The sequence below is a fragment of the Lysinibacillus sp. FSL L8-0312 genome (assembly GCF_038003285.1).
Taxonomy (GTDB): Bacteria; Bacillota; Bacilli; order Bacillales_A; family Planococcaceae; genus Lysinibacillus; species Lysinibacillus fusiformis_D.
In genome coordinates, this window is sequence record NZ_JBBOOV010000001.1 from 3435203 (window position 1) to 3460150 (window position 24948).

The window sequence follows — 24948 nt, forward strand, 5'->3', positions numbered from 1 at the left end:
TTTTTTGTTGTTTCATTTTAATATATTATTGAGAATGTTTATCATTTATAATATTCACATGAGGTACCATTCTATGCTTTGACTAGAAAGGTGTGAAAACAAACAGTGAACATAGATGATCATATCCTTTTGTGGAAAGCGGCTTCCATTCAATTGTTTGATATTCGTTATACAAGGATGCAAAGTGATGAACAGCTTAGCTCCTATCGTGTACCAGCTAGCGGTTTTTTGTACGCAATAAAGGGAAAGGCTAAAGTATTATTAGACAGTAAAGCCTATAAGATAGAAAATTTTTATATAGTGCATGTTGGTAAAGGGAGTTGCCTGCATATTAGTGCTGTAGAAGATAGTTTGGAGTACTATTTAATTCTCTACAAAGCGACGTTACCTCCTCCCCATAGAAAAAATTTGCTAGCGTTGTGGGAACGTGAAAAACCTTTTCAGCTTCAATATGTTTTTCAAATTTCTAATGCGCTCACATTACAGGAAAAAATCGAAACTATGCACCGAGAGTGGCTCAAACAGGGCAATCTAGCCCATTTTCATGTCAAAGTCCTTTTTTATCAATTCATTTATGAACTTTTGCAGCAATTACATCAACAGCAGGTCATTGTTCAACAGCCGGACCTTGTGGAGCAAATTCAAAATTATATAGAAGAATATTACAATCAACCGATTACACGAGAATCGCTTGCTCAAATGTTGAATTATAGTGTGCCCTATATAGCTAAGCAATTTAAGCAGAAGACGGGTAGAAGTATTATTGATTATCTTATCCAGATAAGAATACAAAAAGCACAGCAGTTATTATTACATACCACTTCGAGCTTGCAGGAGATTGCGTCGAGTGTTGGCTATGAAGATGTCTCTTATTTTATCCGTATCTTTAAAAAGTACAGTGGGCAAACCCCAATGCAATTTAAACAACAGCCAGATAAGCATAAATCGTATCGTCCTATGTATCGGCTTTCTTTGTCTAATGATAAAAAGTGGATACGACATTATATTGATAATGATAATTATTATCAATATAAAGCAAAAGGAGATTTATCGATGAATAAAAAAGCAAAGTCCTCTATGATGGCGACTTTATTGCTATGCTTCACTTTATTGCTTAGTGCATGCTCTGGTACTGCTATCACAGCTTCTAATAATGGAGAAACAAAAGCACCAGCTAATGAGTCAACGGAAGTACAGTCGACAACCAAAATTGTATCCACTGTGAAGGGGGATGTCGAGATTCCTGTTGACCCAGAACGTATCGTAACCGATTATTACCCAGGTTTTTTATTAACTATGGGCATTAAACCAGTTGGAACACAGGAGCTTTATATGAAAAGCCCTTACCTGAAGGAGCATAATGAAGGAATTACTTATTTTGAAGAATCCCTTGAAGCAGTAGTTGATTTGAAGCCCGACCTTATCATTACTGGGGATGATAAGAAATACGAAGCATATGCTAAAATAGCGCCTACAGTTTTAATACCCTTTAATTTAGAAATGGATGCAACATTGGAGGAGTTTAGTAAAATTTTAGATAAAGAAGAAGAAGTGAAGGCTTGGTTAGATGACTATAGTCAAAGGGTAGCAAAAGCGAGACAAACGGTTCAAGATATCATTGGTAAGGATCAAACCGTGACGATTTTTGCTGGTGGAGCAAAAAATAACATAACATTATATGGTAATGGTTATACAGGGCGATCATTTTATGATGGGCTTGGGCTAACTCCACCCGCAAAAGTAGTAGAGGAAATTGATCCTGAAAAGCCGTGGCTGGAATTATCACCTGAATTACTTCCAGATTATGCGGGTGATTATATTTTTGTGGCTGTTGATAAAGCGACAGAAACATATGATTATAAAAACGAACCAGTTTGGAAAACGCTAGATGCTGTGCAAGATGATCAAATTTTTGAAATTGATGGCTGGAGTTTCTGGTTTTCAGATCCTATTTCAATCCTAGGACAAATTGAAGAAGTGACAGAAATGCTAGTACAGCATGCAAAAGCAAAATAAATGGGATTCCATAAAATCACTCAAGCATTGGATGTTTGAGTGATTTTTCTATGTTTCATGCATGATTGTAGAAAAATTATTGAGAACGATTATCAATTATAATAAACTGGGAGATAGTGATAATTGGAAGGAATGATGTAGGATGCTGCCAAAAGAGGAGTTTTTTTTTCTTTGGAATCATGCAACGATTAAAGTACTCGATATACGATATGAACTATTTAAACCTGAAGAGATTGGGAAATTATATAAATTGCCTGCTAATATGTTTCTTTTTGCCACAGGTGGAGGTGCAGAAATCCAGATCGATTTAACAAACTATACACTAGAGGGCTTTCATCTTATTCACGGTGGAAAAGGCTCCACTTTGCAAATCGTGGCAACAGACAAAGGGTTTGAATACTACATGGTATTTTATCGAGCTTCCATTCCTTTAACCCTTAATAAAATGATAGCAAGAGCCATGCAAAGCAATAATCCTTTCAACTATCAATACAGTCTTATACCTAACTCACCTATTACTATGTTTAAAAAAATACATTATATGTATATAGAATGGGGAAATGCTAATAATCTCAGCAAATTTACCATTAAATCGCTATTCTATCAATTATTAAATGAGATTTTCAAGCAGTTAGAACAAGACAGTATCGACATTCAAAAGCTGAATGTCTCTAGTCAAATTAAAGCCTATCTAGAAGAAAATTATGCACAGCCATTGACTTTAGAATCAATTGCGAAGGCATTACGCTATAGTCCATCCCATTTATCCATTCAATTCAAGCAACAAATAGGTTGTAGTCCGATTGAGTATTTAATTCAGCTCCGTATTGAAAAAGCTTCTATTTTGCTTGAGCAGACAAATGCTAGCTTGCGCGATATCGCAATGGGTGTCGGCTATAACGATGTTTATTATTTTAGTAGACTATTCAAAAAGAGAGTAGGCGTTTCCCCCACAAAATTTCGTCAAAGGGAACAGTTGAATCGTCTAGTAAAAGATAGTCCTTCAATGTCTGAAAGATACTCCATTGTCGATTGGAGCTTCCAAGATTATATTGAGAATGGTTATCAATATAATGAAAGGAAGTATGAACCAATGAATAAAAGAGGATTATCAGCTATTGCAACACTCTTTCTATGTCTGACACTTTTATTAAGTGCTTGCAGTAGTGGAGCAACAACAAATACTGGAAGCGGGGAAAAACAGGCCTCTACGGCACAAGCAGTCAGCGAATCACAAACAAAAATTGTATCCACTATGAAAGGAGATGTAGAAATACCTGTAAATCCTGAGCGAGTAGTGGTGATGTATTATACAGGTGATGTACTAGCTTTTGATGTGACACCAGTGGGCTCCTCTAAAATACAAGAGGGAGCAGCATTTGAGGAAGAATTAAAAACAGTTGAAAGTTTAGGTGAGTGGTTCGAACCAAATGTGGAGGCAGTAATCCAATTAAAACCTGACGTCATCATTATCCCAAGTAAGGATGAGCTGTATGAGCAAATGCAAAAAATTGCACCTACTGTCATGATCGATTTCTCTACATCACTGGATGACCGTTTAACGAAGATTGGTGAAGTATTAGGGAAAGAGAAAGAAGCAAAAGAGCTTTTAGCTAATTTCTATACAAAAGTAGAGAACAGTCAAGAGAAGCTGAAAGAGGCAGGTATTTTAGATAAAACAGTTAGTATTATGGAAGGCGGCAAAGGACAAATGTCCGTAGTGACAAGCTATACCTATGGACGTGGTTCCCAAGCTATTTATGAGTATTTAGGTTTGAAAGCACCTGATATTATTCAAAAGAAAATTGATGACAAAAACAACACGGATGAGGCAATCAATGTTTCTTTAGAAGTACTAACAGATTATGCAGGTGATTTTGTGTTCCGTTCATCCTACGAAGGAATGGTGGATTTAACAGATCACCCAGTTTGGTCTAATATCCCAGCCGTTAAAGAAGGAAGACTGATTGAAATGGATTTTGGTTTTTGTTACTATAACGACATTTATTCATTAACAAAGCAGCTAGATTTCATCGTGGACAACCTAGTAGCTACGACAAAATAGTATAAACATTAGAGAGTGCCCCATAAATATCGTTTATGGGGCTTTTGTCTACAGTCTGGAACAACTAACTTGAATTTAGTTGTTTCTTCTTTCAGAAGCGTCATGCTTATTTTCTTATAATTTGGAATGTGCCAGACGTAGTTGCTTGAACAATATGACGATTTCCATCAACATAGAAGTTAGTATGCAACTTCTCACCTAAATCGTTCCTTTGAATAATGGAAGCATTTTTAGGCAAATTGTTAATAATTAATTCGATGTTTTCCTCGAATTCTATAGGTTTATTATTGAGTGTCATTTTGAATGTAATGTTATTTAATTTTCTTTTAAGCTGAATTTCTATGACACCAGTAGTATCCTTATCCACTAAAGTTGAGAGAGAAGGAATAATTAATGTCATATTAGATTTGGTAGTTAAGATAAATCTTTCTGTGTGAACTCCTGGGTCAGTGACATTTATTTTTGCACTATAATCATTTCTATTTCTAGACATAGCCGTTGTTTTACCAGGCAATGCGGCAGTATTGGAAAAATTAGGCTTTGTATTTTCAACTGATTGTGTTGGAAGTTTATATTTACCATTCACAAAATCAATTAAAATAGACACATTTGGAACTATTTGTTGCTGCACGGGTGTTAGCGCCTCAAACGCAGTTTTAACCTTTTGTACATCCTTAATTGTAGATGTTTTAGGTGATAGAGCAGCAATGGCATTTTCTACATCTTTGGCAGCAGCTTTATCCTTTACGACAAGTCGTTCAGCCTCTAATAATAGTTGCTCTGTACCATACGGTAAATAAGCATTTGTAAATTTTCGTAATGCATTATATTCAGCACGTGCTGCCTCAACTTCTTGATGGAAGCTTAAGCGTGAAGAATTTAATAATTGTATTTTCGTTACTACTTTGTCAATTGTCGTATTTGGACTTATATATGATGATAGTATTCTCTGTGTTTCAGCATTAACAAATGTTTTCTGTGCAGCGTTTAAAGAATTGAACCACTCCCTTGTAGCCAAAACATTTTCATAATAATTTACTGCGGTAGGTTCTACAGAAGCTAGTTTTTCTTCAATTTGTGAAGCGAGTTTACGATATAAAATTCTAGTATGTTGATGATTGGAAAGTACGTCATAATTAGTAACATACTGTTTTTCTGTTTCAGTCAAGTTGTTATAAGCTTTGAGAGCCGATTCCAATCTTGTTTGGAATGAGGAATATCGATCATCAATGATTGATATGAGCTGAATAACATTCCAGACATTAGAATTGTAGTAGTAGTTATTATTGTATGTGTAGGCTATTTTTGATGGCTCTGTAACTTCAGCTGCTGATGCTGGTGCACTGTAAAGAAGTGAAGGGATAGCAACTAAAGACAGCAAAGCCAATCTTTTTTTGTTTTTCATACTAAGAGAAGCCTCCTATTTTATTTTTCATGGTAGATGCAGTGGGAATCTATCCAAGATTTGGTGTTAAATCAATTTTATCATAGCCTAGGATCTTTTTATGCATTTTTTAGATGATTAGGTAGATTGGTTATAAAATTTATGTGAGCATCATATAACTTCAGTACCTATAGAGGAAGTTATATTTGTAAAGATAATAGAAATTTAATGGGAAAAACAGGAGATGTTGAGTAGAGAGCATGGTGAGTCAATTGGTTACAATTGATCCCGAAGGTTAAAAATGCATCACTAGGTACTGTTCAAAAGAAGAAAATGAACAATTCATCAAAGTATTATGTTGTAACAGGTACATAAGAAAATCGACAAATCGCTGAAAATATTCATGATGTGATGAAGTATTAATTTGGGTGGTATGTAGACATTGAACAGATTAACAGTAGATAGAGAGCCAAGAAGGGAACGGTTACAAGCAAACTAAGCAGAAAAGAAAATTAAGCAGCTGAACAGTCAAAAGTTACGAATGTGATACATGAAAAATACAAGGATGTTCAGGATTTGTTCAGTACCATGTAGTAAGCTATTTTATGTAATCTTGTCAATGTCTTAAACTGTAAGCAAACCAAGAAAGACTAGGCTTCTTTTGTAAGCCTAGTCTTTTTTGTTCGTGCAATGGATAGGATTTCTGGAAGAGATGAATAGAGCTCATAAAGTGACGGATTCAGCTTCCAAACTGGCGGTTAGAACGACATCATTCGCCTTTAAGTTTTTGGAATGGAGAAGGCGATGGTTGTGCCTTGATCAATGACACTGTTTATCGTTAATTCCACGCCAAATAATTGCTTTAGACGTTGTTCCGTATTGACAAGACCTACGCTTGTTTTCTTTTCAGGTATCCTATGTTCAAAGCCAACACCGTTATCAGAAATGGCTATTGTAAAAAGCTTCTCCATCTCTTTGATGCAGATGGTCACAGTACCACCCTCTCGACGAGGTAAAATACCATGCTGGATAGCATTTTCGACCAAGGTTTGTAACGACAGTGGAGGAACAAACAGACTCATCTGATTAGGAATATTCCACACAACTCGTATCCTGTCACCAAAGCGAATTTGTTCAATTGCAATATAGGCGCGTACAAGCTTTAATTCATAGTCGATAGGCACGACTAAATCGACATTTTGGAAATCGAAACTCATTTGTAGGTAATCACTAAAGGCCAGTAGTAATTCCTCCATTTTTTCATCATCTACTCCATTTAAAGAAATAATAGAATTCAGTGTATTGAAGAAAAAGTGAGGTTGAATTTGTGCTTGGAGCCATGCAGCTTCAATGCGAAGACGTTCCTCACTAGATTGCTTCATCTGAATGAGTGCTTGAACACGTGATTTAAGCTCCATGTATTCCATTGGTTTCCTAATGTAGTCATTTGCTCCACTTAAAAAGGCGAGTCGAATATCTTCACTTTGCTGTCGAGCTGTTAAAAATAATATGGGCAGCTCTGAAATTGAGAATTTTTCACGAATGTACTTTGCCAATTCATAGCCAGACATATGCGGCATCATAATGTCGGAAATAACTAAATCAAAGCTACTCTCTTGTAGTTTTCTAAGAGCTTCGGTCCCACTTAAAGCTGTTTCAATTTCAAAGGGTTCAGTCGAAAATGCATTCACGAGAACTTGTAAGTTTACAGCATCATCATCCACGACAAGAATTCTTGCCTGACTGGTCACCAAAGTAGTTTCTTCAGTGGAAGCGGCAAAGCTTTCTTTCATTTGCGATAAATCATTTAACAATGACGTAAATTTTAATAATGTTGTATCCATTTCAGTAGTGGAGTCACTGTATTCCACTGTTTGTGTCTTTGCTATGGGTAAGGAGAACGTAAAGGATGAGCCTTCCCCAAGAGTGGAAGTCAACGATATTGTCCCACCGTGCAAAGATATAAGCTCTTGGCAAATACTTAAGCCTAATCCGAGGCCCCCACTTACCGACGTCATTGTTGAATCAACTTGCTCATAAGGGTCGAATATTCTTTCTTGCATATCCTTTTCAATGCCAATTCCTGTATCTGTAACGGAAATATATAATTTTTTACCAACCACTTCGGCATCAATCGTAATGGAGCCCTGCTCTGTAAATTTAATGGCATTATGAATTAAGTTGGCAAAAATTTGAATTAATCGTGTCTCATCTGCTAACACAAAAGGTGAATTAGTAGGTATCCGTATGATAAGCTCAATTGGTTTTCCTTTCAGCATAAAACGAAACATATTGCTAACCCCACTTGCGAGATTATAAGCATTCAAAGGTTTGGGCTGCAGTCGAAGCGTTTTTTCTTTTAGCTTTACTAGATCTAATAAATCATCTAGCATATGGGTCATGTGATTGCCGATTCTTACCAATAGTTTTAAATCACTTTGATCTTCTTTAGTTTCCTGTTTTGCTAACAAAGTTTGGGCGATGCTCATCATGCCGTGCAAAGGGTTTCGCAGCTCATGAGAGGTATTTGCTAGAAAATCATCCTTTGTACTTATTTCTTTTTGTAATTTCACAGAAAGCTGTTCAGTTTGTAAGGTTGATTGAAAATAGCGTGTAAACCAAAATGCGGATAATGCCGTTATACCAATTAATAAATCAAAAGGATAATGACTATAAGGTAGTGTAGCATTTTGTCTTATAGAGAAAAATAATGAATTAGTGACTACTGCTGTCCCTGTTAATAATAAAAATATTACGCCTTTTTGACCTTTTATCACGATAGACAATGTGAAAATCGTTATAATAATAGGTGAGACGATGAAAAGTATTATGAATATCATTTTTGTTTTAAAAATGTATTCTATCGGGGTTACTACAATAAATAATAAATAGGTAGCACATAGCAAAGGAACAATCGTTAATATTTTAGGCTTAGCGTATTCCTTCATCAATTCACGTAGGAACAAAACGAAAAACATCATATTGTTAATATAAGAAAAATAAAATAATTTGTTTGCCCAAATCCAATTGATAGGTATGTAGCTAAATAAAATTTTATTGCTAGAAACGAGTACGGTTACACAGGTTGAAACAATAATCAAGGCAAAATAAAGAAGAGATTTATCCCGAATACCGATAATCCAAAGTAGAATCGTAAATAATAGATAAAAAATAAAGACTAAGCAAACCGCCATTTGAGTTGTAATGGAAAAGGTTTTTGATTGTTCCATAGAGTGCAAATCGCCAAAAATAATTTCTTTTTGAAACCCGCCTTGTACATATGGGTTTGTTTGAACACCTTGGATAATAATTTCGCTTTCATTAGTAGTAAGCGTAAAATAATGGGTTACAGGTCTGCCAATAGGAGCCGTTTGAGTATAATCCGCTGTAAGATTCCCTAGTCCACCAATGAATTGACCATCTATGTAAAGCTCATAGGGAGCTAAACCTTCAGGAATCGTAATGCCATACATCTGAGGTGCAGTGTGTTCTTTGAGAATTTTTAAACGATAAGAACCATAATGAACCTCATCATTATGTTGAAAATACTGATCCCAAGATTCTGGTTGATTTGTATAAACTTTATGTTGTTCCACTGATTGGGTATTTTCTGAAGCAAGAAGGATATTAGGGTAGAATTCCCATTCCTTTTGTAGCTTAATTATAAAATTATGGCTTGTATCAATATTTCTTAAATTAACAGTCCCTTGGATAGCATCGATCCCTGTTGAAATATTTGTGAAATTCATCCAAGTGAAGCGTATCAAAGTTAGAAAACAAAAGAATAACCCGGCAATTAGAAAAATAGTAAAATTTTTGGAAAGTATTTTCTTTTTCATCATAAATAATAGATTTCAACAAATAGAGTTATTTCTCCTTCAAAAGTAATGGTTATTCTATCAATTCTTTTAATAATTATACGATAATAAGTAAAGGAATAGTTTTTTAGGAGGGGTCAATGTGAGAATCGTGCTAGTAGATGATGAAATTTTACCATTAACGAGACTGAAAACCTTACTTGAAAAAAGTAATGTCCCGGAAATTGAAATAGTAGGAGAATACACCGATTCTCTAAAAGCAATTGAAGAGATCCAAACGCTACAGCCAAATGCTGTATTTTTAGATATCGTGATGCCTGATTTGGATGGTTTAGCATTAGGGGAAAAAATTCAAGAGTTATTGCCCGATGTAGAAATCGTTTTTACAACAGGGTTTGATCAATACGCAATAGATGCATTTAATCTACATGCTATTGATTACTTATTAAAGCCTGTACAAAATGTTCGTTTAGAAAAGACCTTAGAACGTCTAGAACACATAAATAATAAACATAAAAAAGTTCCGCCTAAACATACAATTATTAAGCTTTTTGGCGGTCTTAATGTTGTTACACCAGATGGTCATACACAGCTCATGAAATGGCGTACATCTAAAGCCAAAGAGCTATTTGCCTTCATGCTAAATCACCGTGATGAAATGATTTATCGTGATACGATTTTAGAATTATTTTGGCCGGAGTCTGATATCGATAAAGCATCTAAACAGCTTTATACAGCTATCTATACAATCCGTCAAACATTAAAAAATTATGGAATGGATGGTGTGCAAATTTCAAGCCCTTTGCTGAATTCTGGCTATAAGCTCTTAGTTGAAAATGTTGTAGTGGATGTAGAACAGTGGCTGTCCTGTTTAAAATCATTACCCCCATTACAAGAGACATCAGTTGATGAACATGAAAAAGTATTCCAAATGTATACAGGTGATTATTTAGGAGATTGCGATTATCTATGGGCGGAAAGTGAGCGAGAGCGCTTAAGGAGATTGTGGTTACACCATGCTCATCAGCTAAGCGAGTTTTACATAAAAAATGAGAACTACATGGCTGCAGTAAAGGTACAGGAAAAAGTCCAGGCACTTTTTTCTGATGCAGAGGAAAACTACTTCACTTTAATGAAGCTATACGATCTTCTAAATAATACAGCTGCTGTTGAGGAGCAATACTGGTTATTAAAAAAAATGCTTCAGGAGCATTTGGCAGTGGAACCAAGCGAGGAAATTGAGAGTTGGTATGAAAGCTGGAAACAAGCAAATGCTATGCCTCATGCTCAAACCTTTAGTTAAACTACATGATTTTGTTATGAGAGGCTCTGTCATAGACAGAGCTTTTTGTTTTTAATAGTTCATAAGACCCTTATTAAAAAATGTATATTGGTTGTAGATTTGTCCATATTTCTCTCTATAACTCTGTAAAATTCTACTTTATTCGCTAAATATTTTATTGTGATACAACCTTTCATCCTTTATCATTATTATAAAAGTGGGGTGTTAGTTATGAAAAAATCTAAAGGTATTGCATTAAAACTATCTTCCCTAATTATAGGATTATTTCTAGTTTTATTTTTATCCTATACAGTGACAACGGGAATTATTATAAAAAATCAAAGTGTGGAAGACTCAGAATATGCAACGGTGCAGGCTGCTGAATCTTCGGCTGCTATTATGAGTGAACGTTTCAAGAAAGCAAATACGGCATTGCAAACAACAAAGCAAATCATTGAAAGCATGCAGAAGAATAATGCTTTATCTTCCAAGGGTGTCTTAGACATTATGGAAAATAATCTAGCTAACAATGATGATTTACTTGGTGTTGGAGCAATCTTTGAGCAGGGTTCTATTATGTTAGATGCAAATGCAGAGGCTACTTTAGTCGATTCCAAAAAACGTTTTGGACCATACCTAAGCAAAGATGATAATAAGATCAGCACCACTTTAATTGAAGGGGTCGATGATAAAAGTGTTTCTGAATGGTACTGGGTGCCAAAAGAAGACGGACGCGCAGTTTTAACGGAGCCGTATGATTACAATGTAAATGGAAAGAACGTATTAATGACAACCATTTCAGTGCCGTTAGTCAATGCTTCTGGATCGTTTTTTGGTGTATTGACGGCGGATGTATCGATAGATTTTTTAAATGGATTAACAGAATCTGTTGCACCAGAGGGTGGTTATGCGGGCATTATTACGAATAAGGGTGTACTGACAGCCAACAGTTTTGGTGAAGAGCTAGATGGGCGCAATATGCAAGAGGACCCAGCTTGGACAAGTATTAGTAAGACCATGGAAAATGATGAGCTTACAAGTATGTACGTTGATTCTAAACAGTTTAAGGAAAAGGCATTTAATGTATTTGCCCCAATGATTTTAGAGGATATTGACGAGACGTGGACTGTTCAAATTGTATTGCCTGAATCAAAAATTCTAGAGACATACAACCACGTCTTTGTATTTACAATTATTTCTTCTATTATTATGGTTGTTTTGATGACAGTTGCAAGTGTGCTATTCATTTACAAACAGTTAAAGCCACTCCAATTTTTGCGTGCATCCATTGAAACAGCTGCAGAAGGGGATTTAACACAAAGAGTAGAGGAGAAATATATTAAGTCTGATGAGATTGGTGCAGTTGCACTGGCTTATAATAATATGCTGGATAAAACCAATAGTGCAATACAAACAGTGCTAAATTCTACGACATTATTGAACCAATCTTCTAATCAAGTGCATGAGGTCTTTAATGAAATAGTAGCTTCAAGTCAAGAGGTTTCAGTAGCAATCAATGAAATTGCACAAGGTGCATCGAAGCAATCAGAGGATACTGAAGAAACCAATTATCGAATGATGGATCTATCTGATCAGATTGATGCCATTACGTCACTATCCAATGAGATGGATGAGCTATCTCATAAAACAAGTGCAACGACAGAAAAGGGATTGCATGAGGTTAATAGTTTACGTGAACATAATATAGAAACAAATGAGATGAATGGGCGTATTCAACAGCAAATGGAATCATTAGCTTCTAACATTGCCAATATTAATCAAATCATCGCTTCTATTCAAAGCATTACAGAGCAAACGAATCTGTTAGCTTTAAATGCAAGTATTGAGGCAGCTCGTGCTGGCGAACATGGAAAAGGGTTTGCGGTAGTAGCAGAGGAAGTAAGAAAGCTAGCAGAGCAATCTAAAAATGAAACAGAAATTATTAAGAGTACGGTAGAAAGTATTCTCGAAAATTCCCAACAGACAGTAGCTGTTATTGCTTCGAATGCAGATTTAATGCATTCTCAAAATGAGTCCGTACAAAGCACACAAATGGCCTTTAAAGATAGCAGTGACTTGTCACGTTCAATTGCAGCTTCCATTAGTGAACTAATGAGTAAGTTATCTAGTATGTTAGAGCATAAAGATCAAGCAATTATGGCTATTCAAAGTATATCTGCTATTTCAGAGGAAACAGCTGCCTCTGCTGAACAAGTAAGTGCTTCTGCAATGGATCAACAAGCAGAGTTACTAAAAGTAGCAGAGTCTATTCAAAATATGAATGATATATCAAATGAACTGCAAGAAGTCGTAAATCGATTTAAGCTAGCGTAAAGAAAAAGGCTGCCTAAAATATATAGGCAGTCTTTCTTAATGGTGAAGGGAAGAGACATTGACCTGTTAGCCATTCAGCACTACTATAATGAAGGGAAGGGGGTCATCAATATGATGTATCTCGGAATGATTTTCTTTCAAATTGTTGCACCTATTTTAGTGTTGCTTGTACTTGGCGCTATACTACAAAAGAAATTTCGTTTTAACTTAAAAGCATTGTCTCAGCTTATTACATATTGCTTTATGCCAGCCGCTGTTTTTGTGAATTTATATGAAACACGTGTAGAGCTGTCTGTTCTGGGAGAAGTCGGGTTATTTATTGTGCTTTTTATTGGGAGTCAAATGATACTCAGTCATTTTTTAGCGAAAGGGCTTGGTTTGGCCAAAACGGAGGCAGCCGTCTTTAAAAATAGTGTTGTGCTCATTAACTCTGGAAATTATGGTATTCCAGTGGCCCAAATGATTTTTGTAACACAACCTATTGGTGTAGCCATTCAGGTCATGCTCGTTATATTTCAAAATATGACAACTTATACATATGGTTTGTACAATTTAATTTCCTCTACGAAATCGGGTATGACAATCATCAAAGATTTCTTTAAAATGCCCATTATTCATGCGCTAATTATTGGTGTCGCTATGAACTATTTTAATATTGGTATACCGCAGTTTATCAAAATACCTGTAGAGCATGTCGCAGATGGATTTATTGCTGTAGCCTTAATTACATTAGGCGCACAATTATCACAGCTTGAAATCAAATCTATGTTTAATAAAACTGTTTTTGTTAGCTGTTTTACAAGATTAGTTATCGGACCAGCTGTAGCATTGGTCATTATTTATGTATTGGGGTTAGATGGAGTTGTCGCACAATCTCTGTTTATAGCCAGTGCCTTCCCAACATCTCGCAATAGCTCTAGTCTAGCATTAGAATACGATGTGGAATCAGCTACAGCTGCGCAAACTGTTTTATTTTCAACCATTGTGAGCTGTCTAACAGTAACGATCGTGATTTATCTTGCGGAAGTATTATTTACTTAGTTGGATGAAAATTTTAAAATATTGAATGGAAAACTTCCATCTCTTAGAAATATCTGCTACACTAGCATCAAACTAAATAGTATTAACTAGGGGAGTCTGATGAGTCAGGCTGAGAGGGAAACGCTTAGAAGTTTCTTGACCCTTTGGACCTGATCTGGCTCATACCAGCGTGGGAAAGTTAAGAAGCTATTGCATCGTATGTCGTGTGCAATTACTAGACCTTTACATTCATGGCCGGATCCAAAAAAATATTTTGGATTCGGCCTTTCTTTATTTGTTGGAGTGAGCTAGATTTTCGGTCCTTGTATCAAATTACATTTAAGGGAGAGAAGTAGCTCATGTCAGTAGTTAGTGAAAAGAACATTACGATTATGTCTAGCTTTGAAGGAAGCAAAAAAGTGTATGTGGAAGGATCACGTCCAGATATTTTAGTACCTATGCGTGAAATCGCATTAAGCCCAACGACTGGTAGCTTTGGGGATGAAAAAAATGCCCCTATTCGAGTATATGATACGAGTGGTCCATACACAGATCCGAATTATCACATTGATATTACAAAGGGTCTGCCTACTTTGCGACGTGCATGGATAGAAGAAAGAGGAGATGTTGAGGAATATGAGGGGCGTACGATTAAACCTGAGGATAACGGTTTTCGTCGTGTTGATGATCCGCGCATTCAAGAAAATGTTTTCCCTGAATTGGAGCGGAAGCCTTTACGTGCAAAAAGGGGTAAAAATGTAACACAGCTTCACTATGCACGAAATGGAATGATAACGCCGGAAATGGAGTTTGTGGCGATACGTGAAAACATGGATCCTGAATTTGTTCGTTCAGAAATTGCAGCAGGTCGGGCTATTATGCCTTCTAATATTAATCACCCTGAGGCAGAGCCGATGATTATTGGTCGTAACTTCCATGTGAAAATCAATGCAAACATTGGAAATTCCGCGGTGTCGTCGTCAATAGCAGAAGAAGTTGAGAAAATGACATGGGCTACACGCTGGGGTGCCGATAATATTATGGATCTCTCGACTGGTAAACATATTCATACAACGAGAGAATGGATTATTCGAAATGCTGCAGTGCCAGTGGGAACGGTGCCCATTTATCAGGCTTTAGAAAAAGTAAATGGCATAGCCGAGGATTTAACGTGGGAAGTTTATCGTGATACGCTCATTGAGCAAGCAGAGCAGGGGGTTGATTATTTCACGATACATGCGGGTGTTCTTTTACGCTATGTACCTCTTACAGCAAATCGTGTAACAGGCATTGTGTCACGTGGTGGTTCAATTATGGCACAGTGGTGTTTATTTCATCATCAAGAGAATTTCCTTTATACACATTTTGAGGAAATCTGTGAAATTATGAAGACATATGATGTTGCTTTTTCTTTAGGAGATGGCTTACGCCCAGGTTCCATTGCAGATGCCAATGATGAGGCCCAATTTGCAGAGCTTGAAACGCTGGGTGAATTAACACAAATCGCTTGGAAGCATGATGTTCAGGTGATGGTAGAGGGGCCAGGTCATGTACCGATGCATTTGATAAAGGAGAATATGGACAAGCAATTAGAAGTTTGTAAGGAAGCGCCTTTCTATACATTGGGCCCATTAACAACAGATATTGCGCCAGGATATGACCATATTACCTCAGCTATTGGTGCAGCGATGATTGGCTGGTTTGGTACAGCGATGCTCTGCTATGTGACACCGAAGGAGCATCTTGGCTTACCTAATCGTGAGGATGTTCGAGTAGGAGTTATTACTTATAAGATTGCTGCCCATGCAGCTGATTTAGCGAAAGGACACCCAGGTGCACAACAACGGGATGATGCATTGTCAAAAGCACGCTTTGAATTCCGCTGGCGTGATCAATTCAATCTATCATTAGATCCAGAACGTGCGGTTGAATATCATGACGAAACGCTTCCAGCAGAGGGGGCAAAAACAGCGCACTTTTGCTCAATGTGTGGCCCTAAATTCTGTAGTATGAGAATCTCACAGGATATTCGTAATTATGCTAAAGAAAAAGATTTAAATACGACTGAAGCTATTCATCAAGGTATGCAGGAAAAGGCAGAGGAGTTTAAAAAAGCGGGGAGTCAGATTTATCAATAATGAAGGAAGGCTTATGTCAAAGTATAGACATAAGCCTTTCATGTTGTTGAAAAAAGATGATGTCAACGGCAGAAAAAGCAAATTTGCAAGGTGAGAGGTTGATTTCCGTTCCGCCAGCGCCCTTTCCAGGGGGCGTCCGATGAGCCACTTCACTCACTTACGCTCGCTCCAGGGTCTCATCTGTGACGCTGGCTCCACTCCAATCAACCATTCTGCAAAGTGTCTTTACTTTTTTCATAGTAGTATAGCAATCAAATAGCCCATTATCTGTATTCTTAGAGGGGATAAACTCTTATTTTTAATATGGAGAAGTGATGCGTGACAACACCTCTTCATAAAAAGTAGTGAACACCTTCACTTTATTTGAAAATTTCGCTAAAAAGGTAACACTTTTGTGGGCTGGAGTGGAAAGCAAGTAGCCTGCAACGGAAATCCATTTCTCCCTTTCAATTGACTGTTTTGTTTTTCAACACTAAGGAAGGCTTATGTCAAAGTATAGACATAAGCCTTTTCTAATCATAAAAAAGCTCCATGTGAATGACAGATTCACATGGAGTAAAAGTTGAATTTGGATATCAATAATAAGTGGACTATTAAACGTTAGTTGGTTGTTTTACATATGGGTTTGTAAGGTCCATACCTTCTAACGAAAGACCCATCGCTTTTGCGACACCCTCACCATATGCTGGGTCAGCTAAATAGCAGTGAAGGATGTGACGGCGTTTGATGAATTCTTCAACAGAAGCCATATCATTCGCTGTATTTTCAAATAGACGTTGTTGCTCTTCTGTAGTCATTAAACGGAACAGTTTACCTGGTTGCTCAAAGTAATTGTTATCATCTTCACGGAAGTCGTGAATACCTGCATGACCATCAATGCGTAATTCAGGCTCTTTATGGTCTAGATTATGCTCCCATTCACCATAGCTATTTGGTTCATAGCCTAATGTAGAACCGAGGTTGCCGTCAAAGCGCATTGCACCATCACGATGGAAGGTACGGAATGGACATTTCGGTGCGTTAACTGGCAGCATATAGTGGTTTACACCTAGGCGATAGCGTTGTGCATCTGCGTATGCAAAGATACGACCTTGTAACATTTTATCTGGTGAGAAGCTAATACCAGGAATAATGTTAGATGGTGCGAATGCAGCTTGTTCAACTTCTGCAAAGTAGTTATCCGGATTTTTATTTAACTCGAACTCACCGACAGGAATTAATGGGAAGTCTTTTTTATACCATACTTTTGTTAAGTCAAATGGGTTGTATGGAAGCTCACGAGCTTGCTCCTCTGTCATAACCTGAATATACATTTTCCATTTAGGGAAATCGCCTTTTTCAATAGCTTCATATAGATCACGTTGTGAAGATTCACGATCTTGACCGATAACTTCAGTAGCTTCAGCACCTGTTAAGTTTTTAATACCTTGCTCTGTACGGAAATGGAATTTAACCCATACACGCTCATTTTCAGCATTGATAAAGCTATACGTATGAGAACCAAATCCATGCATATTGCGGTAACCAGCTGGAATACCACGGTCAGACATTACAATTGTCACTTGGTGAAGCGCTTCAGGTAATAGAGTCCAGAAATCCCAGTTGGAGTTAGCGTTTTTCATATTTGTACGTGGATCACGTTTAACGACATGGTTTAAATCTGTAAAGTGTAATGGGTCGCGGAAGAAGAATACAGGTGTATTGTTCCCTACTAGATCCCAGTTTCCTTCTTCTGTATAGAATTTAAGGGCGAAGCCACGAATATCGCGCTCAGCATCTGCAGCACCACGCTCACCAGCAACTGTTGAGAAACGTGCGAACATTTCTGTTTTCTTGCCAATCTCTGAGAAAATTTTCGCTTTTGTATATTGAGTAATATCATGCGTTACAGTAAAAGTACCAAATGCACCTGAGCCTTTAGCATGCATACGACGTTCAGGAATTACTTCACGGTTAAAATTTGCTAATTTTTCAACTAACCATACATCTTGAAGTAAAAGAGGACCACGTGGACCTGCTGACATAGAGTCATGGTTACTTACTACTGGAGCGCCACCTGCTGTTGTAAAACGACGGCTACGATCATTTGCGTTTGTCATATTAGTTTACCTCCTGAAAAAAATATAAGTCAAACTCTTCATCTATAACTATAACAAATATAAAATAGAATTGCTAGTACATTATAATTATTATCGTTAAAGAATTTTTATATTTAAATATAAACTATAAATATATGCCAAGGAAAGGCGTTTTATACATAGTTTTCACCAGGAATTTCACTTTTCTAATCTCCTTTTAAAAAATATTAGGTATGAAAATGACATGAATTTTAAGATAATGACTACATTGTAAAAACCTTTATTGAAAATAAAATGGACTAATTGAAAATTATTTCAATCAATTATCTTTTAGTTTTTTCGATATCGATTAGGCGTTATGCCGATTTGTTGTTTAAATATTTTAATGAAATAATTAGGATCATCAAAACCGTTTAAATGGGCAATTTCACTAATGGAAAAATCCGTTTCTAGCAGCATGTTAGTAGCATGATGAATTCTTATTTGCTGTAAATAGCGTTTAAATGGTAAGCCTTGCTTCTTTGAGAAAATGGTACTCAAATAATTTGGGCTGATTCCGAGCTTATGGGCGACGAAGGGCAGGGACAAGGAGCTATCATTAAATTGTTGATCAATTATTTCTAAAGCTAGTTCAACATAATCGGCTCGTTTCTCCATTCGAGCTTCCCGCGCTAATTCAATTAATGTTTGTGTGAAAGAAATAATGCCATTGAGAATTGTATAAAATATAGGATGTTCAATGATTAAGTGAAATAGCTGACGATAGCTTTGCTCGATAACTGCTTTTTCGTGTAATTTATATTTCAACATAAAGCGTCGAATTTGTGCTAGAACACTTGTTAAATGAATACGTAGATCATCTTGCTCATAATATATTCCCTCATTAGATAGCTGGTATAAAAATGTTTTAACGGCTTCAAGGTTTCCGTCTTCCAAACTACTGATTAGCAATTGTTGCTCTTCTGGTGTTAATAAGGGATCAAAGGGCTGTGTTTCAATTTGTTTGCTTGCATAAAAAATATGACCAAAGCCTTCGTAAAAGCTTTGATGTAGTGCGCGCTTTGTTAATGTATACATGTTTTTGATGGTTGTCGGTGGCCCATCATAAATGCCAATATTTAAAGAACTATTACTAATTAACCGCCATTCCATCATAAGTGCACGGACATCCTTTTCTACCATCTTTATGTCACTTGTTTGAAAAAGGCATACAATTGTATTGGACAGAGGGTAGGTTTTCATATGGAAGTGGATAGGTGTTTGTTGTAGCCAATTGTAAAGCTTATTAAAAGTTTCGATATGTTCTGGCTCCATCATTGTGAAATGTATGGTCGTCTCAATTGAACTAGATTTGTTATCTAAAAATAATTGATAATAAAAGGAATCATTTGTAGTCTCCTGTGCATATTCCGTGACCTGTGGTGTGCGAAGAGAAATGGTTGTGAGCTTTTGTTTTAATAATTCTAAATCAATGGGTTTTACAAAGAGATGGGCCACTTGTAAATCTATTGCCTTCAATGCATTTTTAAATAAAGGTTCTGTCGTCATTGCAAGAATGGCACCAGATAGCTTTTGTAAATCCCGATAAAGAGCCGTTAAGCGATTATTAGGAAATAGATCGATATTTAACAGAATGGCGTCCGGTTCAAATAATCGAATTCTTTGGGGCACCTCTGAAATACTTGTGCACATTTCAATGAAGACGTCTCCAGGGAAATAGGTATGTAAAAACCACTTTATGCCTGCCAAGTCGGTAGGATCACGATCAATTAATAATAGCTTCATTACATCAACTCCTATAAAATATTCCAGTTTCATATAAAAATACGATTATATTATTAAAAATAACATAGGAATCTGAAAAAAATCTTCTTTTCTCTTTTAAAATTCTCTATATTCTGAAAAAAGTAGTGAGTACAATGTAAATAGAGTAATAAATCATCAGCAGAAACCACTTGTACAATGAAAACGCTTAAATGGAATTTAATGCTGAAGTTTTTAATATTACGACCAATAAATGAGGAGTTTTTATTTACATAGTTAGATAGGGAATAGGAGGATGTCATGTGAAATCGATCATCGAGCTTGATGGCAATACATTAACAAGACAACAAATTGAGGAAATCGTTAAGGGGCAAGCAACAGTTGCACTTTCTGTTAATAGTTTACAACGTATTCGTTTAAGTAGAGAGCGTATCGAGAAACGCTTAGCTGAAGGACAAACGATTTATGGAGTGAATACAGGCTTTGGGCAACTCAGCAATATAAAAATTGAGCAAGAGGATATTGAGCTATTGCAGCTGAATTTATTACGATCTGATGCAACGGGTGTTGGTGAACCGTTCCCTACTGATGTTGTACGTGCAATGATGGTGTTACGTGCCAATGCTTTAGCTAGAGGATTTTCTGGCATTCGTGAGGAAACCGTACAGCTGTTATTGGAGTTTATTAATAAAGGAGTGCATCCGATTGTTCCGTCACAAGGTTCGGTGGGAGCAAGCGGCGATTTGGCGCCATTATCGCATTTGGCATTAGTGCTAGTGGGAGAAGGTAAGGCGGAGTTTAACGGAGAAGTTATGAGTGGAAGCGAGGCGCTACAACGAGCGGAGTTAACACCAGTTCGACTTCAAGCTAAAGAGGGGCTGGCACTTGTTAATGGTACGCAAGCTATGACAGGAATTGGTGTATTAACAGTCAATGAAGCTGAACGAATTGGACTTGCGGCGGATATGGCGGCAAGCTTGACGCTAGAAGCTTTAAAGGGCATTACGTCAGCATTTGATCCAGCGCTATTAGCAGTAAGGCCACATCCAGAATTAGAACTGGTGGGGGGACGTATTCGTAAGTGGCTTGATGGTAGTAAACGTGTCACAAAGCAAGGCGAAATTCGCATGCAGGATGCTTACTCGCTACGCTGTATTCCGCAAGTACACGGTGCTTCTTGGCAGTCCTTTTTCTACGCGGAGAATCGTGTTCAAACTGAAATGAACGCGACTACAGATAATCCGATTGTTTTAGAAAGTGGTGAGGTACTATCGGGTGGTCATTTCCATGGTCAGCCAATTGCCTTGGCAATGGACTTTTTGAAGATTGGTGTAAGTGAATGGGCTAATATTTCAGAACGTCGTACAGAACGTATGGTAAATCCACATCTTAACGAAGGATTACCGCCGTTCTTGGCAACAAACCCTGGGATTGAATGTGGACTAATGATTGCACAATATACAGCAGCTTCTATTGTCTCAGAAAATAAAGTATTAGCTCATCCTTCTAGTGTGGATTCTATTCCTACATCAGGTAACCAAGAGGACCATGTAAGTATGGGAACAACATCGGCCCGTCAAGTACGTCAGATTGTTCACAATGCGGCTCGCGTTATCGCAATAGAATTAATTTGTGCTTCTCAGGCAATCCATTTAGATAAGGCGGAAGAGCAATTATCTCCAACAACACGTAAATTCTTAGAGAAAGTGCGTGAATTCTGTCCACCTTTATTAGCGGATCAACCAATTGGTGACGAAATTGAAGCATTGGCGAAATACTTACTAGCAAGTAATGATCTAGTAAATGAGTATGTGTAAATAGGGTTGAATGAAATAGCAAAGGCTGAGGCAAGACTCGTTAATCCGAGTCACCTCTGCTTTGGATATAATTATATGCTTTTAAGTCTGAATATTCAGTCTTTATTTTAGTATCTACACTTTCAAACTAATAGTATTTTTATGAAAAGGAGCGTGTTTTTATGGTATTCAAAACAGATATTCGTGCACCACGTGGAAGTGAACTAACATGTAAGGGATGGACACAGGAAGCGGCAATGCGTATGTTAATGAACAATCTAGACCCAGAGGTGGCTGAGAACCCAGATGAGCTGATTGTGTACGGTGGTATTGGAAAGGTTGCTCGTAACTGGGAAAGCTATGAACAAATTATTGCTTCTTTAAAAGAATTAGAGAATGATGAAACACTGCTGATTCAATCAGGGAAGCCAGTAGCTGTATTCCGTACGCATGAGCATTCTCCCCGTGTATTAATTGCCAATTCAAACCTAGTACCTGCATGGGCAAATTGGGATCATTTCTATGAATTAGAGGACAGAGATTTAATGATGTATGGGCAAATGACTGCGGGTAGCTGGATTTATATTGGTGCTCAGGGCATTTTACAGGGAACTTATTTATCATTCGTAGAAGCAGGGAAGAAGGTATTTGGCACTGCGGATTTACGTGGTAAATTCATCCTAACAGGTGGTATGGGCGGTATGAGTGGTGCACAGCCGTTAGCTGGGAAAATGGCAGGCGCTGTAATCTTAGTCGTTGAAGTGGATCGTGCCCGCATTGAACGTAAAATAAAAGAAGGATACTGTGATTACATCGTGGAGACTGTGGATGAAGCCATTGCATTAGTCGATAAATTACGTAATCAGAAAGAGCCAGCTTCTATTGGTCTTGTAGGGAATTGTGCAGATGTCAATCGTGAGCTGTTAAATCGAGGGATTATTCCGGATTTTGTGACGGATCAAACATCTGCACATGACCCGATTAATGGCTATGTACCAAATGGCATGACATTTGAAGAAGCATTAGCACTTCGGAAATCGGACGTTAAAACGTATGAGCACAAAGCGAAAGAAACAATGGCAGAGCATGTTCGTACAATGCTAGCGTTTCAAGATGCAGGTGCAGAAGTATTTGATTATGGAAATAATATTCGTGCCTATGCCAAAGAGATGGGTGTAACGAATGCCTTCGATTTCCCGGGCTTTGTACCAGCCTATATTCGTCCACTATTCTGTGAAGGAAAGGGACCATTCCGTTGGGCGGCTCTTTCAGGAAACCCTGAGGATATTTATAAAACAGATGCACTTGCGAAAGAGATGTTCGCTGAAGACGAAGGTCTAGTCAATTGGATTGATATGGCGCAAAAAATGGTTAAATGGCAGGGGTTACCAGCTCGTATTTGCTGGTTAGGCTATGGTGATCGTCATCGCTTTGCATTAAAGGTAAACGAAATGGTTGCGAATGGTGAATTGTCAGCACCGATTGTCTTTGGGCGTGATCATTTAGATTCAGGTTCAGTCGCATCACCAAATCGTGAAACAGAAGGGATGATGGATGGTTCGGATGCAGTATCGGATTGGCCAATTTTAAATGCGCTTGTAAATACTGCTAGTGGTGCGAGCTGGGTGAGTGTGCATCATGGCGGTGGTGTAGGAATGGGATATTCACAGCATGCAGGTCAAGTACTAGTTGCGGATGGATCGGCGCTTGCTGCTGAAAAAATCGCACGAGTATTGATTTCGGACCCTGGCATGGGTGTTGCCCGTCATGCTGATGCAGGCTATGAGATTGCGATTAATACGGCAAAAAACAAAGGTGTCCATATACCAATGTTAAAGGGTGATGTGAAGTGACCATTCTAATTAGAAATGCCAATGAAGTAATTACTTTGAGAAGTAATGCACAAGGACCGCGTACGAAAGAACAAATGCAGGAAATTGCGGTAGTAGAAAATGGCTGTGTACTAATTGAAGAAGATCGTATTGTAGCTGTTGGAGCTTTTGAACAACTGGAAGTAGATTTCCCTGATTTAGTAAGGAAAGCAGACATTATTGATGCTACTGGTAAGATTGTGATGCCAGGTTTAGTGGATTGTCATACCCATTTAGTGCATGGTGGAACACGTGAACAAGAATTTAATATGAGACTTAATGGTTCTACCTATATGGAAATTATGAACGCAGGTGGCGGTATTCATGCTACAACAAAGCGTACACGAGAAACCAGCTTTGAAGAATTATATGAAAAGACGATGCAGCATTTAGATGTATTTTTAAAGCATGGTGTGACAACTGTTGAAGCAAAATCAGGTTATGGATTGGATTGGGATACGGAAAAGAAGCAGCTAGAGGTAGCGAAACAATTACAAGCTACACATGACGTTGATATTGTTAGTACGTTTATGGGTGCGCATGCAGTACCACGCGACTATAAGGAACGTGAGGATGAATTTGTTGATGTTGTAATCCATGACATGTTGCCCAAGGTGGCAGAGCTAAAACTGGCAGAATTTAATGATGTATTTTGTGAAAAGGGTGTCTTTACACCAGAGCAATCTCAGCGCATTTTAGAGGCTGGCAAAGCTCTTGGCTTAACACCGAAAATACATGCTGATGAAATCGAGCCTTATCAAGGAGCGGAGCTTGCTGCCGAGGTGGGAGCTATTTCGGCAGAGCATTTGCTGGTTGCTTCTGATAAAGGAATTCTAAAAATGGCTGAAGCGGGCACAATTGCTGTATTACTGCCAGGAACTGCATTCTTTTTACGTGCACCATATGCAAGAGGACGTCTAATGATTGATGAAGGGGTGCCTGTAGCAATATCAACAGATTTTAACCCGGGATCATCACCGACAATGAGTTTACCATTTATTATGAATTTAGCCTGTATGCATATGGGAATGACATTGGAGGAAGTGTTAACTGCGACAACGATTAATGCAGCTTATGCATTAAATCGAGGCAAACAAATAGGTTCCTTGGAAGCGAATAAAAAAGCGGATGTACTTATTTTAGATGTTGCCAACTATAAGCAGTTACAATATTTCTATGGTATGAACCATACACATACAGTTATCAAAAATGGGCAAGTTGTTGTACAAAACGGCATTCTGTTGAATAATCGATAAAAAATGGGCATAAATAAGGCTGAGGAAGCTTTATTTATGCTTTTTTAAAATTGAGTTGCAATTACCTTGAAGGAAGATTATAATACAATTAAATAGTAATTATTTAATTACAAATTACTTAACCTT

The 24948-nt window shown here is 37.4% G+C and carries 13 protein-coding genes and 1 riboswitch; of the genes, 9 read left to right on the forward strand and 4 right to left on the reverse strand.

Translation table 11 applies throughout. From position 1 onward, the window contains the following. The first annotated feature begins 105 nt into the window (after nucleotides 1–105). Together MHI22_RS17310 and MHI22_RS17315 are read left to right on the forward strand one after the other, a co-directional pair. On the forward strand, nucleotides 106–2016 hold the full coding sequence (locus tag MHI22_RS17310) for an AraC family transcriptional regulator (protein ID WP_340812418.1): 1911 nt from the start codon (nucleotides 106–108) through the stop codon (nucleotides 2014–2016). A gap of 142 nt (nucleotides 2017–2158) precedes the next feature. After that, the gene (locus MHI22_RS17315; RefSeq protein WP_340812419.1) at nucleotides 2159–4081 is read left to right on the forward strand and encodes an AraC family transcriptional regulator; all 1923 of its coding nucleotides are present in this window, start codon (nucleotides 2159–2161) and stop codon (nucleotides 4079–4081) included. A 106-nt stretch (nucleotides 4082–4187) separates the two neighbouring features. On the opposite strand, the gene MHI22_RS17320 is transcribed toward MHI22_RS17315, so the two are convergent. Together MHI22_RS17320 and MHI22_RS17325 are read right to left on the reverse strand one after the other, a co-directional pair. Beyond that, on the reverse strand, nucleotides 4188–5486 hold the full coding sequence (locus MHI22_RS17320; RefSeq protein ID WP_271912101.1) for a hypothetical protein: 1299 nt from the start codon (nucleotides 5484–5486) through the stop codon (nucleotides 4188–4190). A 758-nt stretch (nucleotides 5487–6244) separates the two neighbouring features. Beyond that, nucleotides 6245–9304, reverse strand: coding sequence for a hybrid sensor histidine kinase/response regulator (locus tag MHI22_RS17325; protein WP_340812420.1), 3060 nt, complete (start codon nucleotides 9302–9304; stop codon nucleotides 6245–6247). A 121-nt stretch (nucleotides 9305–9425) separates the two neighbouring features. Here MHI22_RS17325 and MHI22_RS17330 point away from each other — a divergent pair, with 121 nt between their 5' ends. The 4 genes from MHI22_RS17330 to thiC all read left to right on the forward strand — a co-directional run bounded on the left by MHI22_RS17330 (nucleotide 9426) and on the right by thiC (nucleotide 16057). Next, nucleotides 9426–10586, forward strand: coding sequence for a response regulator (locus tag MHI22_RS17330; RefSeq protein ID WP_036125634.1), 1161 nt, complete (start codon nucleotides 9426–9428; stop codon nucleotides 10584–10586). 210 nt (nucleotides 10587–10796) lie between these two features. Then, a complete protein-coding gene (locus MHI22_RS17335; RefSeq protein ID WP_340812421.1) occupies nucleotides 10797–12899 on the forward strand; it encodes a methyl-accepting chemotaxis protein in 2103 nt (700 codons plus the stop codon). A 111-nt stretch (nucleotides 12900–13010) separates the two neighbouring features. Further along, complete coding sequence (locus MHI22_RS17340; RefSeq protein WP_036125640.1) at nucleotides 13011–13940, forward strand: AEC family transporter; 930 nt, start codon at nucleotides 13011–13013, stop codon at nucleotides 13938–13940. 78 nt (nucleotides 13941–14018) lie between these two features. Further along, a riboswitch (TPP riboswitch) is annotated at nucleotides 14019–14133 on the forward strand. A 145-nt stretch (nucleotides 14134–14278) separates the two neighbouring features. Continuing rightward, complete coding sequence (gene thiC / locus MHI22_RS17345; protein ID WP_058845297.1) at nucleotides 14279–16057, forward strand: phosphomethylpyrimidine synthase ThiC; 1779 nt, start codon at nucleotides 14279–14281, stop codon at nucleotides 16055–16057. Nucleotides 16058–16650: 593 nt separating this feature from the next. Here the strand turns inward: thiC and MHI22_RS17350 are convergent. Continuing rightward, complete coding sequence (locus MHI22_RS17350) at nucleotides 16651–18156, reverse strand: catalase (protein ID WP_036125644.1); 1506 nt, start codon at nucleotides 18154–18156, stop codon at nucleotides 16651–16653. Between the two features lie 309 nt (nucleotides 18157–18465). Beyond that, a complete protein-coding gene (locus MHI22_RS17355) occupies nucleotides 18466–19920 on the reverse strand; it encodes a helix-turn-helix domain-containing protein (RefSeq protein ID WP_101967044.1) in 1455 nt (484 codons plus the stop codon). A 281-nt stretch (nucleotides 19921–20201) separates the two neighbouring features. On the opposite strand from MHI22_RS17355, the gene hutH reads away from it, so the two are divergent. From hutH to hutI, 3 genes are all read left to right on the forward strand, one after another. Continuing rightward, nucleotides 20202–21716 carry a histidine ammonia-lyase gene (gene hutH, locus MHI22_RS17360; RefSeq protein WP_058844644.1) on the forward strand — a complete coding sequence of 505 codons (1515 nt, stop codon included), beginning with the start codon at nucleotides 20202–20204 and terminating at the stop codon, nucleotides 21714–21716. A gap of 161 nt (nucleotides 21717–21877) precedes the next feature. Continuing rightward, nucleotides 21878–23548, forward strand: coding sequence for a urocanate hydratase (hutU, locus tag MHI22_RS17365; protein ID WP_340812422.1), 1671 nt, complete (start codon nucleotides 21878–21880; stop codon nucleotides 23546–23548). Further along, nucleotides 23545–24822 (forward strand): imidazolonepropionase, encoded by a 1278-nt coding sequence (gene hutI / locus MHI22_RS17370; RefSeq protein ID WP_058844642.1) that lies wholly within the window; start codon nucleotides 23545–23547, stop codon nucleotides 24820–24822. The genes hutU and hutI overlap by 4 nt, the downstream gene beginning before the upstream one ends. Nucleotides 24823–24948 lie beyond the last annotated feature (126 nt).

What these genes read in the sequence shown, in the direction of transcription:
- MHI22_RS17335 (WP_340812421.1), top strand. Translation starts at nt 10,797, where the DNA reads ATGAAAAAATCTAAAGGTATTGCATTAAAACTATCTTCCCTAATTATA.
- hutU (WP_340812422.1), top strand. Translation starts at nt 21,878, where the DNA reads ATGGTATTCAAAACAGATATTCGTGCACCACGTGGAAGTGAACTAACA.
- MHI22_RS17320 (WP_271912101.1), bottom strand. Translation starts at nt 5,486, where the DNA reads ATGAAAAACAAAAAAAGATTGGCTTTGCTGTCTTTAGTTGCTATCCCT.
- MHI22_RS17350 (WP_036125644.1), bottom strand. Translation starts at nt 18,156, where the DNA reads ATGACAAACGCAAATGATCGTAGCCGTCGTTTTACAACAGCAGGTGGC.
- thiC (WP_058845297.1), top strand. Translation starts at nt 14,279, where the DNA reads ATGTCAGTAGTTAGTGAAAAGAACATTACGATTATGTCTAGCTTTGAA.
- MHI22_RS17340 (WP_036125640.1), top strand. Translation starts at nt 13,011, where the DNA reads ATGATGTATCTCGGAATGATTTTCTTTCAAATTGTTGCACCTATTTTA.
- MHI22_RS17325 (WP_340812420.1), bottom strand. Translation starts at nt 9,304, where the DNA reads ATGAAAAAGAAAATACTTTCCAAAAATTTTACTATTTTTCTAATTGCC.
- MHI22_RS17315 (WP_340812419.1), top strand. Translation starts at nt 2,159, where the DNA reads ATGCTGCCAAAAGAGGAGTTTTTTTTTCTTTGGAATCATGCAACGATT.
- MHI22_RS17355 (WP_101967044.1), bottom strand. Translation starts at nt 19,920, where the DNA reads ATGAAGCTATTATTAATTGATCGTGATCCTACCGACTTGGCAGGCATA.